The sequence below is a fragment of the Streptomyces endocoffeicus genome (genome assembly GCF_016741935.1).
GTDB lineage: Bacteria > Actinomycetota > Actinomycetes > Streptomycetales > Streptomycetaceae > Streptomyces > Streptomyces endocoffeicus.
The window spans coordinates 340,330-352,783 of the sequence record NZ_JAERRG010000004.1; the positions used below are offsets into that span (position 1 = coordinate 340,330).

General features: G+C 70.4%; 13 protein-coding genes. 3 read left to right on the forward strand and 10 right to left on the reverse strand.

Features of this window, described 5'->3' with window-relative positions; genetic code table 11:
- The first annotated feature begins 33 nt into the window (after positions 1-33).
- Complete coding sequence (pyk, locus tag JK364_RS14030) at positions 34-1,461, forward strand: pyruvate kinase (RefSeq protein WP_201851207.1); 1,428 nt, start codon at positions 34-36, stop codon at positions 1,459-1,461.
- Positions 1,462-1,580: 119 nt separating this feature from the next.
- Here pyk and JK364_RS14035 read toward each other — a convergent pair whose 3' ends face one another.
- The 4 genes from JK364_RS14035 to JK364_RS14050 form a co-directional block, all read right to left on the reverse strand.
- Positions 1,581-2,939 (reverse strand): hydrogenase expression protein HypF, encoded by a 1,359-nt coding sequence (locus JK364_RS14035; RefSeq protein ID WP_201851209.1) that lies wholly within the window; start codon positions 2,937-2,939, stop codon positions 1,581-1,583.
- Complete coding sequence (locus tag JK364_RS14040) at positions 2,917-3,447, reverse strand: DUF6114 domain-containing protein (RefSeq protein WP_201851211.1); 531 nt, start codon at positions 3,445-3,447, stop codon at positions 2,917-2,919. The genes JK364_RS14035 and JK364_RS14040 overlap by 23 nt, the downstream gene beginning before the upstream one ends.
- A gap of 136 nt (positions 3,448-3,583) precedes the next feature.
- Entirely contained in the window at positions 3,584-4,201 is a 618-nt protein-coding gene (locus JK364_RS14045) for a DUF6230 family protein (RefSeq protein ID WP_201851213.1), read from the reverse strand.
- 562 nt (positions 4,202-4,763) lie between these two features.
- Positions 4,764-5,735 (reverse strand): tetratricopeptide repeat protein, encoded by a 972-nt coding sequence (locus tag JK364_RS14050; RefSeq protein ID WP_201851215.1) that lies wholly within the window; start codon positions 5,733-5,735, stop codon positions 4,764-4,766.
- 138 nt (positions 5,736-5,873) lie between these two features.
- On the opposite strand from JK364_RS14050, the gene JK364_RS14055 reads away from it, so the two are divergent.
- Entirely contained in the window at positions 5,874-6,551 is a 678-nt protein-coding gene (locus tag JK364_RS14055; protein ID WP_201851217.1) for a TetR/AcrR family transcriptional regulator, read from the forward strand.
- Here JK364_RS14055 and icmA read toward each other — a convergent pair.
- From icmA to JK364_RS14075, 4 genes are all read right to left on the reverse strand, one after another.
- Positions 6,527-8,263, reverse strand: coding sequence for a coenzyme B12-dependent isobutyryl-CoA mutase large subunit (gene icmA, locus JK364_RS14060; RefSeq protein WP_201851219.1), 1,737 nt, complete (start codon positions 8,261-8,263; stop codon positions 6,527-6,529). The two genes, JK364_RS14055 and icmA, sit on opposite strands and share 25 nt — an antisense overlap.
- Positions 8,264-8,402: 139 nt before the next feature.
- The gene (locus JK364_RS14065; RefSeq protein ID WP_164432901.1) at positions 8,403-8,735 is read right to left on the reverse strand and encodes a DUF3817 domain-containing protein; all 333 of its coding nucleotides are present in this window, start codon (positions 8,733-8,735) and stop codon (positions 8,403-8,405) included.
- A 75-nt stretch (positions 8,736-8,810) separates the two neighbouring features.
- The gene (locus JK364_RS14070) at positions 8,811-9,320 is read right to left on the reverse strand and encodes a MarR family winged helix-turn-helix transcriptional regulator (RefSeq protein WP_201851221.1); all 510 of its coding nucleotides are present in this window, start codon (positions 9,318-9,320) and stop codon (positions 8,811-8,813) included.
- A gap of 43 nt (positions 9,321-9,363) precedes the next feature.
- A complete protein-coding gene (locus JK364_RS14075; protein WP_201851223.1) occupies positions 9,364-10,719 on the reverse strand; it encodes an MFS transporter in 1,356 nt (451 codons plus the stop codon).
- Between the two features lie 80 nt (positions 10,720-10,799).
- Here JK364_RS14075 and JK364_RS14080 point away from each other — a divergent pair, with 80 nt between their 5' ends.
- Positions 10,800-11,786: an ArsR/SmtB family transcription factor gene (locus tag JK364_RS14080; protein ID WP_201851225.1), complete on the forward strand. Its 987-nt coding sequence runs from the start codon at positions 10,800-10,802 to the stop codon at positions 11,784-11,786.
- A 29-nt stretch (positions 11,787-11,815) separates the two neighbouring features.
- On the opposite strand, the gene JK364_RS14085 is transcribed toward JK364_RS14080, so the two are convergent.
- Both JK364_RS14085 and JK364_RS14090 read right to left on the reverse strand, forming a co-directional pair.
- A complete protein-coding gene (locus JK364_RS14085) occupies positions 11,816-12,109 on the reverse strand; it encodes an MTH1187 family thiamine-binding protein (RefSeq protein ID WP_201851227.1) in 294 nt (97 codons plus the stop codon).
- Positions 12,106-12,450, reverse strand: a complete 345-nt coding sequence (locus JK364_RS14090) for a DUF3817 domain-containing protein (RefSeq protein ID WP_020868373.1) — start codon at positions 12,448-12,450, stop codon at positions 12,106-12,108. Before JK364_RS14090 ends, JK364_RS14085 begins: the two co-directional genes overlap by 4 nt.
- Between the last annotated feature and the right edge of the window lie 4 nt (positions 12,451-12,454).

The following is a 12,454-nucleotide window of genomic DNA, read 5'->3' on the forward strand; positions in this document are numbered from 1 at the left end:
CCGCTCCGAAACAAACCCGATAGGATCTGCCTCATGCGCCGTTCCAAAATCGTCTGCACTCTGGGCCCCGCCGTCGACTCCTACGACCAGCTGAAGTCCCTGATCGAGGCCGGGATGAACGTGGCCCGGTTCAATATGAGCCACGGAAGCCACCCGGAGCACGAGGAGCGGTACCACCGCGTCCGCAAGGCTTCCGAGGAGACCGGGCACGCGGTCGGCGTCCTCGCCGACCTCCAGGGCCCCAAGATCCGTCTGGAGACCTTCAAGGACGGACCGGTGGAACTGGTCCGCGGGGATGAGTTCATCATCACCACCGAGGACGTGGACGGTGACCGGACCATCTGCGGCACCACCTACAAGGGGCTGCCGGGCGACGTCTCCAAGGGCGACCAGGTCCTGATCAACGACGGCAATGTCGAGCTGCGGGTCACCGCCGTCGAGGGCTCCCGGGTACGGACCATCGTCATCGAGGGCGGGGTGATCTCCGACCACAAGGGGATCAACCTGCCGGGTGCGGCCGTCAACGTGCCCGCGCTGTCCGAGAAGGACATCGAGGACCTGAAGTTCGCCCTGCGGATGGGCTGCGACATGGTCGCCCTCTCCTTCGTCCGGGACGCGTCCGACGTCCGGGACGTCCACCGCGTCATGGACGAGGTGGGCCGCCGGGTGCCGGTGATCGCCAAGGTGGAGAAGCCGCAGGCGGTCGCCAACATGACCGAGGTCGTCGCGGCCTTCGACGGGGTGATGGTGGCCCGTGGTGACCTCGCGGTGGAGTATCCGCTGGAGAAGGTCCCGATGGTGCAGAAGCGGCTGATCGAGCTCTGCCGCCGCAACGCCAAGCCGGTGATCGTCGCGACCCAGATGATGGAGTCGATGATCACCAACTCCCGGCCGACCCGCGCCGAGGCGTCCGATGTCGCCAACGCGATCCTGGACGGCGCCGACGCGGTGATGCTCTCCGCCGAGTCCTCGGTCGGCTCGTACCCGATCGAGACGGTCAAGGTGATGTCCCGGATCGTCGAGGCCGCCGAGCAGGAGCTGCTCTCGCGCGGTCTCCAGCCGCTGGTGCCCGGCAAGAAGCCGCGCACCCAGGGCGGTTCGGTGGCGCGTGCGGCGTGCGAGATCGCCGACTTCCTGGGCGCCAAGTCGCTGGTGGCGTTCACCCAGTCCGGGGACACCGCCCGCCGACTGTCCCGCTACCGCGCCCAGCAGCCGATCGTGGCCTTCACCACCGACGCGTCCACCCGCAACCAGCTCACGCTGAGCTGGGGCGTGGAGTCCTACGTGGTGCCGTATGTCGAGCACACCGACGCGATGGTCGACCTGGTGGACGCCGAGCTGCTGAAGCTGGGCCGCTACTCCGAGGGCGACACCATGATCATGACCGCCGGTTCGCCCCCCGGCGTCCCCGGCACCACCAACATGGTCCGGGTCCACCACCTGGGCGGCGCGAGCGAGTAGCGCCGAGGCGCCCCGTAACGCGACCGTGGGCACCGTCTCCGAGTGGAGGCGGTGCCCACGGGCGTTTCCCTCCTCGCGGAGGGGCGTGCGGCTCCCGAGCGGGTCGGTGGGTCGCGGGATCACTCCCCGGTCTTGAACAGATGCATCCCCGGAACGGTCAGCGTGCCGCCGAACTGGCCGGCCTGGGTGACCGTGACATCGGTGAAGAACACCTCGGGGATGTTCACCGGCGGCGGGCTCTTGGGGCTGAAGGTGATCGGGATGAGCCCCAGCAGGTTCCCCTTCAGCTCCTCGGTGTACATGGTCACCGTGCCGTCGCGAATGGTCGAGGTGGACCCCTCGCGCGCCTGCACATGCGTGGTGGTCCCGGCCGGGCCCACCACCAGCTGGTGGAGGTCCTTGATGTCCACGCCCGAGGCGGTGAACTTCAGGACCTTCTTGATCTGGCCCCCCTGCGTCTTGACCTCCACGATGCCCTTGTAGTCCAGGCCGTGCAGGCTCAGCATCGTGCTCTTGAGGGTCCAGGGGTCCTCGGGCAGCAGGCTCGAGGTGGGTTCCGTCTCGGCGTTGTCGTACGCGTCGGCGTCGAACTTCGGGCAGGGGAACGCCTCCTTGCCGTCCGCGTCCTTCGAGGCGGACGCGGAGGGCTTGGGAAGCGCCTTGTCCGCCTTGTCCTTGGCGTCGTCGACGGTCTTGCCCACCTCGTCCACGGTGTCCTTGACGCCCTTGCCCACCTTGTCCACCGTGTCCTTGACCGGATCGGTGGGCTTGTCGGAGGACTTGGACGGGGACGGCGACGGCGACGAGCTGGGCTTGTCGCTGGAGGACGGGCTCGGCGAGGTGCTCGGCTCGGCCGAGTCGTCCCCGCTCTTCTCGCCGGGCGTGAGGACGTCGTGGAGCACGTCCCCGAGTCCCAGCGGGTCCAGCGGGTTCTTGGACTTGGAGGGGCTCGGCGAGGCCGAGGGCTCCGTCGACTCCTTCTCGTCCCCGGAGCCGGACGACGGAGCGGAGGAGGAACTGGACGGAGACGGTGTAGGAGCGGCCTTGTCGTCCCGGGACCCGGTCGGGCTGCCCGAGGGCTCCTCGGAGCCCTTGGAGCCGTCCTTGGAGCCCTTCTCGGACGAACCCTTGGAGTCCTTGGCGTCCTTGGAGTCCTTGGCGTCCTTGTCCTCGCCCTGGGCGTCCTTACTGCCCTTGGCGTCGTCCTTGTCCGCCTCGTCCGGCTGCGACACACACGGGCCGGGCTTGTAGCGGTCCTCGGGCCGGGGGTTGGCCGAGGCGAGCTGCGGAGTGAGCCCCATGCCCATCAGCACGGCCGTCGGCATGGCGGCCAGCGCTATGGCCTTGCCGGCGGGCACCTGAAGGCGGGTGAGTACCGACTTCTTCGGTGCCGCGTGCCGTGGGCCGGTTCTGACCCGGCGTGGGCTCACTCCCTCCGGCTGCTCGGGTCGGTCTTCACCCCGCACGGTGCCTCCCATTCCTGGCTTCCTGGTCCGACGCGGACCCGGCCCCGGCCGGCTCCGGCACGCTTCCACCGTTCCCGTCGTCCTCCGACGCGTTTCCCGGCCCCTCGGCCGGCTGCGCGGAGGGAGTCTCCCCGGGTGCCCAGGCGATGCTCATGCCGCCGCCGAACAGCGCGAGCAGGAATCCCAGCAGGAAGCCGCCGAAGTTGGAGACGGGGATCGACACCAGACCGAGCAGGATCGTGGCGACTCCGGCGAACACCCGCACCATGGGCTGGAACCACATGGTCAGGCCCAGGACCACCAACAGCACCCCGATGATCAGCGAGGCCGATCCGGCGGTGGTGGACATGTTGATGGTGAATCCACCGGCGTTGAGGTCGTTGTACGGGAAGTACATGATCGGTACGCCCGCCAGCAGGCTCAACAGCCCCGCCCAGAACGGGCGCTGCCAGCGCCATGCCCTGAAGGACCCCCGCCAACGGCTGATACGGTCACTCGCCCCCGGCGACTCGGCACTCATTGAAAACAGCTCCCTGGGGCTGGCGATCGGTGTGATCGCGGTTGTTCTGCAGCGGTACTAGCCTGGCGCATACACGCTGCGGGTCGATGCCCGGGTGAGGGGCAGCACCGCGGCCCCCCACCCTTGGCTCAGCTGATCAGAAGCACTCGTTCTTGCCCTTGCTGACCTTCATCGAAAGGCCGGAGAGCTTGAACGTGCCCGCACTGGTCGCCCAGGCGGTCTGCTTCACACCGACCAGCGTCGCCGAATCCGACTGCTGGCCGAACGAACCGGGATCGGCCGCATCGCCCTTGTTGATGCCGGGACCCTTGTGGGCGTCACCCGCCGCCACACCGATGTCGATCCCACGGAACGTGGCGTCCGCGTTGAGCTGATCGAGATCGATGAAGAGGTTCTTGGCCTCAACCGTCTTGCTGCCATTGCCGGCCGTCAGCTTCAGCGACACATCGCCGAAGACGGGAACCGGGATCACGACGGACTGGCACAGGCCCTTGAGCTTCGCGCTCTTGAACGCCGACACCGCGACGGGGATCTTCTTGCCCCCGTGCTGGGTGTCAAGCGCGCCGTACTGCGCGAACCCGGTGCCGTCGAGCCGGTCGACCGAGACCTTGAACTGCTGACCGGACACGTTGAACGAGGCCGCGAGCGCACCCTGGGACAGGGCGACGCCGATCGCGGCCGTGGCAGCAACGCTCGGCACCATGACAACGGCGAACCGCTTCCATCTGGTGCCGCCACGAGCCACGGACTCCATGACTTTCCTCCTTCTCGGACGTACATCTCCGGCCGGGGCGGGGCCCCGGACCTGGGATGGGAGAAGTGCTACGTCCTCGGGAAGGAGAGCGCCCACGTCTCACAGGCGCACACCGCACCCGAAACACCGGCGATCACCCCCGAGCGACAACCACTGGCCACGCAATCTCGCGCAACCTCCTGGACAGGCCCTGCGTTGTGGGCAGAGACCCCCCTGTCCACGGTCGGCGCCACTGCCGCCGACCTGCCCGGTGGGGACCCAACCACACCGACGCGCCGACCGGATGCCGAGCTACGGGGGGATGGACCGAGCTTGGCCGATCGTGGTCCATTCGCGGCCTGGGCACAAGGGGCTCGTTACTAGCGAGTAACGGACGGATAACCGAACCGCGGCAGGACGGTCGAGATCGGGCACTCAGGGTTGCCGGAAAGTGACCGGAAAGAGAGGGAGATTTACTCCAAGACCGGACAAAGCCGGGGCTTGCATTTACTGGCAGTAACAGCGACCGCGTTTACCAAGTTTTGGTAAAGAGCGGTCGCTGTGTTGTTTGAGGAGCCGGAGGTCAGAACAGCACCCGCGCCAACGCGCCGCGCGCCGCCACCACTCGGGGATCCTCACCGCCGATCACCTCGAACAGACTCAGGAGATGAACGCGGGCCGCGTCCCGGTCCTCCCCCGCCGTACGGCGCACCGCGTCCACCAACCGGCCGAAGGCGTCCTCCACATGACCGCCCACCAGGTCGAGGTCGGCCGCGGCGATCTGGGCCTTGACATCCGCCGGGCTCTCCGCGGCCGCCTTGCGCACCTGCGTGGCGTCCAGCCCCGAGACGCGCTCCAGCAACTGGGCCTGGGCCAGGCCCAGCTTGGCCTCGCCGTTGCCGGGGTCGTCGGCGAGCAGGCCCTGGTACGCCCGCACCGCACCGCCCAGGTCACCGGCGTCCAGCGCCTGATGGGCCGCGGCGAGCGCGAGGTCCTGCGGCGACTCGGGGACCTCCGGGGCGGCCTCCTCGGCCTCCTCGGCCTGGTCGCCGGGCTCGACCGGTGTACCCACGATGCCGAACTGCTGCTCCGCCGCCTGGATCAGCTGGTCCAGCACCTGGCGGATCTGTGCCTCGGGCGCGGCGCCCTGGAAGAGCGGCACCGGCTGGCCCGCGATCACCGCGAAGACCGCGGGGATGCCCTGGACGCCGAACTGCTGGAAGAGCATCTGGTTGGCGTCGACGTCGATCTTCGCGAGGACGAACCGCCCCGCGTACTCCGTGGCCAGCCGCTCCAGGACGGGACCGAGCTGCTTGCACGGCTCGCACCACTCGGCCCAGAAGTCGATGACGACCGGCACTTCGGTGGAGCGCTGCAGGACGTCCTGCTGAAAATCCGCCTCGTCGACATTGAAGATCAGACGGCCGGGCGCGGGCGCGCCCCCGGTGCGGGCCGCGTCGGCCCGCGCCCGCTCCGCCTTCTGCTTCGCTTCTCCGGCCGCCTTCACCGCGGCGAGGTCGACCACTCCACTCATGGACATGTTCCGTGGCTGCATGGTCCCATCCTCCCCTCTTCGCGCGGTGAAGGGAAAAGCGCATCGGCCGATGGACCGGCCGTGGCACGCCCTTACGCTACGAGTCGTAGCGTAACTCACCCGGGACGATGCGTGGTACTGGCGGGTAGGGTGCCGCGCATGAGCCCGTCCGCACGCCGCACCGGGCGCCCGCGCAGCGCCGAGGCCGACCGCGCCATCCTGAGCGCGACGCGTGCCGCCCTGGTGGAACTGGGCTGGGCGAAGCTGACCCTGGGCGATGTGGCGGCCCGCGCCGGAGTGGCCAAGACGACCCTCTACCGCCGCTGGGCGAGCAAGTGCGAGCTGGTGGTGGACGCGGTCGCGGCGGTCTTCGACGAACACCTGGAAGCGTGCGACCACGGCAGTCTGCACGCCGATGTGGAGGCCGCGGTGATCCGGCTGGGGTCACTGCTGGAGCGCCCGGAGACGGGCACCGCGCTGATGGCCGTCCTCGCCGAGGCCATGCACGACGAGTCGCTGCGGTGCCGGGTGCGCTCGGCCATCGTGGAGCGGCAGAAGCGGCTGGTGACGATCGGCCGGGAGCGCGCCCGGCTCCGTGGTGAGCTGCCGCGCGAGGAGGACCCGGAGGCGTCGGCCCGCAACGCGGACCTGATCTTCGACGCGGTCGCCGGTACGGTGCTCCACCGGCTGATGGTCAGCGCGGAGCCGGTGGACCCGCGCTGGGCGCGGGACTTCACGGATCTGCTGCTGTACGGGATGACCGGGGCGGACTCCGGGGACGCGGTGGCCGCCGGGCCCGCACCGGACGGGGTTCAGAAGCCGGCCGGCTCCGTGTAGACGCCCCACTCGTCGCGGAGGGCGTCGCAGATCTCGCCGAGCGTGGCCTCCGCGCGCACCGCGGCCAGCATCGGCTCGATCATGTTGGACCCCGCGCGGGCGGCGGCGATCATCGCGTGGAGCCCCTTGGTGATCCCGGCCTCGTCACGCCCGGCCTTACGGCCGCCCAGCGCCCGCACCTGCTCGCGCTCGACCTCGTGGCCGACCCGCAGGATCTCCAGATCGCCGGTGACCGAGCCCTCGTGGCAGTTGACGCCGACGACCTTCTTGTCGCCCTTCTCCAGGGCCCGCTGGTAGCGGAAGGCGGATTCGGCGATCTCGCCGGTGAACCAGCCGTCCTCGATGCCCTGGAGGATGCCCGCGGTGATCGGCCACCGGGGCTCCCGCCCGTCCGGCACCGTACGGCGGCCGCGCTCCTTGATCCGCTCGAAGATCTTCTCGGCGTCGGCCTCGATCCGGTCGGTCAGCGCCTCGATGTACCAGGAGCCGCCCAGCGGGTCGGCCACATTGGCCACCCCGGTCTCCTCCATCAGCACCTGCTGGGTGCGCAGGGCGATCTCGGCGGCCTGCTCGCTGGGCAGCGCGAGGGTCTCGTCCAGGGCGTTGGTGTGCAGCGAGTTGGTGCCGCCGAGGACCGCGGCGAGGGCCTCCACGGCGGTCCGCACCACGTTGTTGTACGGCTGCTGGGCGGTGAGCGAGACCCCGGCGGTCTGGGTGTGGAACCGCAGCCACTGCGCCTTCTCGGTGGTCGCCCCGTAGACATCGCGCATCCAGCGGGCCCAGATCCGGCGGGCGGCGCGGAACTTGGCGATCTCCTCGAAGAAGTCGACATGCGCGTCGAAGAAGAAGGACAGTCCGGGCGCGAAGGTGTCGACGTCCAGGCCCCGGGAGAGGCCCAGCTCCACATAGCCGAAGCCGTCGGCGAGGGTGTACGCGAGCTCCTGCGCGGCCGTGGCCCCGGCCTCGCGGATGTGGTAGCCGGAGACGGACAGCGGCTTGTACGCGGGGATGCCCTCGGAGCAGTACTCCATCAGGTCGCCGATCAGCTTCAGATGCGGCTCCGGCGGGAAGAGCCACTCCTTCTGCGCGATGTACTCCTTGAAGATGTCGGTCTGGAGGGTGCCGTTCAGCCGTGCGGTGTCCACGCCCTGGCGCTCGGCGGCGACCAGGTACATACAGAAGACGGGGACGGCCGGACCGCTGATGGTCATCGAGGTGGTGACCTCGCCGAGCGGGATGTCCTTGAAGAGGATCTCCATGTCGGCGGCGGAGTCGATGGCGACACCGCAGTGGCCGACCTCGCCGAGCGAGCGCGGGTCGTCGGAGTCGCGGCCCATCAGGGTGGGCATGTCGAAGGCGACCGAGAGCCCGCCGCCGCCCGCCTTGAGGATCATCTTGTAGCGCTCATTGGTCTGCTCGGCATTGCCGAACCCGGCGAACTGGCGGATGGTCCAGGACCGGCCCCGGTACCCGGTGGCGTAGAGGCCACGGGTGAACGGGAACTCCCCGGGCCAGCCGATCCGCTCGAACCCGTCCACGGAGTCGCCCGGGGCGGGTCCGTAGACCGGCTCGACGGGGTCCCCCGAGAGCGTGCTGCGCGTCCAATCCCTTGGGTGCTCCGCCCCCGAACCCCCGGCCGCGTCACGCTTGTGTGCAGCGTCGTACCGGGCCTGCCACCGTCGGCGGCCCGCGTCAATGCCTTCGGCGTCCATCCTTCAAAAGTACTTGGACGTCCTACTAATTGTCGAAGGAAGACACGCCGCACCCGGCCGATCGGGTGACCCCGGCTACCGCTTCCGCGCGCCTCGTCCGGGCTCGGACGGGACGCGCGGAGTACCCCGAAACCGCGGGTCAGACCTGCGCGGGCGCGGGCTCCGCGCCGCTGACCAGCGGCTCCACCTCATGGGTGACCTTGCGCTCGACGAAGAACGCGGCCGTCGGGATGGTGCCCGCCACCAGGACCCACAGCAGCTTGCCGAACGGCCATTTGGCCTTGGAGCCGAGATCGAAGGCGAAGACCAGGTAGACGATGTAGAGCACACCGTGGATCTGGGAGACCACGAGCGTGAGGTCCTCGCCCGTGTCGAAGCCGTACTTGAACACCATGCAGGTGCAGAGCACGAGCAGCATCACTGCGGTGATGTAGGCCATGACCCGGTAGCGGGTCAGCACACTGCGTTTCATGCCCTGAGCGTAACCGCCCGTTCCGGGGCGATCTTCGCCGCCCCCGGTCTTCGGCGGCCGCCCCCGAAGCCCCGCTCAGTCGTCCTCGAAGTCCTCCGCCGAGACCCTCAGCGGGCGCAGCATCTCGAAGATCCGGCCGCAGTCCTCGGCGTCGTAGGCCCCGAGCCCGAACTCCATCGCCATCAGATCGCGGGTGGCCGACTCGACCACCTCACGGCCCCGGTCGGTGATCGAGGCCAGGGTGCCGCGGCCGTCGTTGGGGTTCGGCCGCTTGTCGACCAGACCCGATGTGACCAGGCGGTCCACCGTATTGGTGACCGAGGTCGGGTGGACCATCAGCCGCTCGCCGATCTTGGACATCGGCAGCTCACCGGCCTTGGAGAAGGTGAGCAGCACCAGCGCCTCATAGCGGGCGAAGGTCAGTCCGTAGGGTCTGACGACCGCGTCGACCTGGCTCAGCAGAATCTGGTGGGCCCGCATGATCGAGGTGATCGCGGCCATCGACGGCACGGAACCCCACCGCTGCTTCCAGAGCTCATCGGCGCGGGCGATGGGGTCGAACGACAGGCTGAGCGGCTTCGGCACACCACCGACCCTACCGGCCGGTCATATCGCGGTCAGCCCTATCTCACACTTCGGGCCGGACGGGCCTGGAGACCGTACGCCGCACCTCCAGCGCCACCAGCAGCGAGCAGAGCGCCCCGCAGCCGCCCGCGGTCGCGGCCACCACATGGACCGGTACGAATTCGGCGACCGCGCCCGAGACCGCCATGCCGAGACCCTGCGCGGTCATCAGCCCGGCCGTCATCACCGTCATCGCCCGGCCGCGCAGCTCATCGGGGACGGCGGCGAAGAACCACTGGTCGAGGCCGAGGCTGTAGGCGATACCGCAGCCGGTCAGCACCTGGAGGGCCAGCGCCCAGCCGAACGACGGATGGACGGCGTACCCCAGGGCGGGCAGCATCGCCGCGACGCCGACCGGCAGCGTCAGCCGGGCCCGCGCGCGCGGCCCCAGCAGCGAGCCCACCAGCGTCTCGCTGGCGACCGCGCCCACCGGCATCCCGCACATCAGCAGCCCAAGACCCGCCGAGCCGAGGCCCAGCCCATCGGAGTACGGCGTCAGCAGGACCTCGGGCATCACCACGAACATCGGCGGCACCCACGACAGCAGCATCAGCGCCCGGATCCGGCGGTCCGCGAACAGCCGCCGGATCCCGCTCAGCGAGTCCCCGAGCAGGGAGCACCTCCCAGCGGTAGCCGGGGGAGCCCCGCCCCCGGTCAGCTGCCGCGCCGGGCGGCGGCGGGTGCCGAAGCGGAGCACCAGCGCCGAGCCGACGAGCGCGGCCGCGGTGAGCGCCAGCGCGGCCCGCGGCGAGACGGCGGCGAGCAGCAGCCCGCCGACGCCGAACCCGGCGAGCTGCGCGGTCTGGGCGGTGATCCGGATGACCGAGCGGCCCAGCACGAAGGCGTCGCCCTCGCCGAGGATGTCGCCGAGCGTCGCCGACCGGGTGCCGCTGAACACCGGGGAGATCGCGGCGGGCACACAGCGCAGCGCGAGCAGCGCCGCCACCGGCATCCCCGGCACCACCATCGCGGCCACGCACGCGGCGTGCACCAGATCGCAGACCACCAGCACCCGGCGGGCCGGGAAGCGGTCCGCGACGGAGGACAGCAGGGCGCCGCCGATCACGTACGGCAGCATCGAGGTGGCGAACGTCAGGGAGCTCAGCAGCGGCGATCCGGTGAGCCGGAAGACCAGGACGGACAGCGCGAGCTGGCCGACCACCTCGCCGAGCATGGAGACCAGGTGCGCGGCGAAGACGGCCCGGAACTCCGGGACCGCGAACACCGCGCGGTAGCCAACGCTCCCCGGGCCCCGCGGCGGCCCCTCGTCGGCACCGGGCGCGAGCTCGGGTCGGGAGACGGGCGCGTCGGGACGCGACTCGAGAGGACCCGTGGTGCCGGGCCCGGGGGGCGTTGACATGTCGGAAGCCTGCCCGTGCGGACGGGGCGGGCTCTAGTGTTTCGGACTGAGCCGAATCTTCGGGCCCGGGGGGTGACACCATGCCGCTGCATATGCAGTTCGGTGCCGACGATCTGCTGCGCTGCCGGTTCGCCATCTCGCCGCTGTGCCAGACCCATGAGGCGGTGCGCACCCTGCGCCGGACCGAGCGGCACGGCTATCACCTGCCGTGGCTGCGGCGGGTGCGGGAGGCGATGGCCGGGCTCGATCTGTCGGAGCTGTGGCTGCTGCTGCCGGGGCGCGGCTACACCCCGGACTTCCTGGGCCCGCCGCCGGAGGTGCCGTACGCGCCGTTCGAGGACGAGCTGGCGCGGATGCGGGCCACGGATCCCGCCATGGCCCGCCGTGAGCTGGCCCTGTCCCTGGAGTGCACCCCGGGGGCCGCCGGCTCCCCTCGGGGCCGGGCGATGCTGGACGATCCGGCGCGGGCCGTCCAGCGGCTGGCGGATGTGACCGAACGGGCCTGGCGGGCCCTGGTGGAACCGGACTGGCCCCGGCTGCGGGCGCTGCTGGAGGCCGATATCGCCTATCGCTCACGGCAGCTGGCCGAGGGCGGCCTGGAACGGCTGTTCGCGGATCTGCGCCCGGCGCTGCGCTGGACCGGCGGGACGCTCACCATCCGCAACTCCGTGCTGCCCGCCCAGACCCAGGACCTCGACGGCCGCGGGGTGCTGCTGATGCCCAGCGTCTTCGTCTGGCCGGATGTGATCAGTGGCTTCGCCCCGCCGTGGCAGCCCACGGTGATCTATCCGGCGCGCGGGGTCGGCGGGCTGTGGCGGGAGCCGGACGCGGTCGCGGCGGACGCGCTCGTACGGCTCCTGGGGGCCAGCCGCGCCGCGATCCTCTCCGGTCTGGAGGAGCCCGCGTCCACCACGGCCCTGGCCGCCCGGCACCGGCTGGCGCCCTCGTCGGTCTCGGCGCATCTGGCGGTGCTGCGCGCCGCCGGGCTGCTCAGCTCGCGCCGCCAGGGCCATCAGGTGCTGTACGAGCGCACCCCGCTGGGCATGGCCCTGGTGGGCGGGGGCTGAGGCCCCCGCCCGCACCGGAGTCACCGGAGTCAGTCGGAGAGGTGACGCTCGACCGTCTCGACCTTGGAGGTCAGTCCGTCCGTGACCCCCGGGCGGATATCGGCCTTGAGGACCACCGAGACCCGGGGCGCCCGCGCCTCCACGGCCGCGACGGCGCGCTTGACGACGTCCATGACCTCGTCCCACTCGCCCTCGATCGAGGTGAACATCGCGTCCGTACGGTTCGGCAGCCCCGACTCGCGGACCACCCGCACCGCGTCGGCCACGTACTCCCCCACGTCCTCGCCGACGCCCAGCGGTGTCACCGAAAAGGCCACGATCATGCGTTGACCACGCCCTCCTTACGGGCGCGGGCCGCGATCACCCCGGCCTCGGTCTCCCGCTTGAGCTTGCGCTCGGCGAAGAAGCCGCCGGTGGGCAGGACGGAGAGGACGAAGTACAGGGCCGCGGTCTGCCACTTCCACTTGGCGCGGTTCCAGGCGTCCGCCCAGAAGACCACGTAGAGGATGAAGAGCACGCCGTGCACCATGCCCATCACCGGCACCGCGTTGAAGTCCGTGGTGCGCTTGAGCACCGAGCAGATGAGCAGCAGCAGGAACGACACGGCCTCGGGCGCGGAGACCAGGCGGAGCCGGCGCAGCGCGGTGGCGGTCTTGAAGTCCACGAGA

What these genes read in the sequence shown, in the direction of transcription:
- JK364_RS14050 (WP_201851215.1), bottom strand. Translation starts at nt 5,735, where the DNA reads ATGCAGCCACGGAACATGTCCATGAGTGGAGTGGTCGACCTCGCCGCG.
- JK364_RS14065 (WP_164432901.1), bottom strand. Translation starts at nt 8,735, where the DNA reads ATGAAACGCAGTGTGCTGACCCGCTACCGGGTCATGGCCTACATCACC.
- JK364_RS14045 (WP_201851213.1), bottom strand. Translation starts at nt 4,201, where the DNA reads ATGGAGTCCGTGGCTCGTGGCGGCACCAGATGGAAGCGGTTCGCCGTT.
- JK364_RS14040 (WP_201851211.1), bottom strand. Translation starts at nt 3,447, where the DNA reads ATGAGTGCCGAGTCGCCGGGGGCGAGTGACCGTATCAGCCGTTGGCGG.
- JK364_RS14075 (WP_201851223.1), bottom strand. Translation starts at nt 10,719, where the DNA reads ATGTCAACGCCCCCCGGGCCCGGCACCACGGGTCCTCTCGAGTCGCGT.
- JK364_RS14055 (WP_201851217.1), top strand. Translation starts at nt 5,874, where the DNA reads ATGAGCCCGTCCGCACGCCGCACCGGGCGCCCGCGCAGCGCCGAGGCC.
- icmA (WP_201851219.1), bottom strand. Translation starts at nt 8,263, where the DNA reads ATGGACGCCGAAGGCATTGACGCGGGCCGCCGACGGTGGCAGGCCCGG.
- JK364_RS14080 (WP_201851225.1), top strand. Translation starts at nt 10,800, where the DNA reads ATGCCGCTGCATATGCAGTTCGGTGCCGACGATCTGCTGCGCTGCCGG.
- pyk (WP_201851207.1), top strand. Translation starts at nt 34, where the DNA reads ATGCGCCGTTCCAAAATCGTCTGCACTCTGGGCCCCGCCGTCGACTCC.
- JK364_RS14035 (WP_201851209.1), bottom strand. Translation starts at nt 2,939, where the DNA reads ATGGGAGGCACCGTGCGGGGTGAAGACCGACCCGAGCAGCCGGAGGGA.
- JK364_RS14085 (WP_201851227.1), bottom strand. Translation starts at nt 12,109, where the DNA reads ATGATCGTGGCCTTTTCGGTGACACCGCTGGGCGTCGGCGAGGACGTG.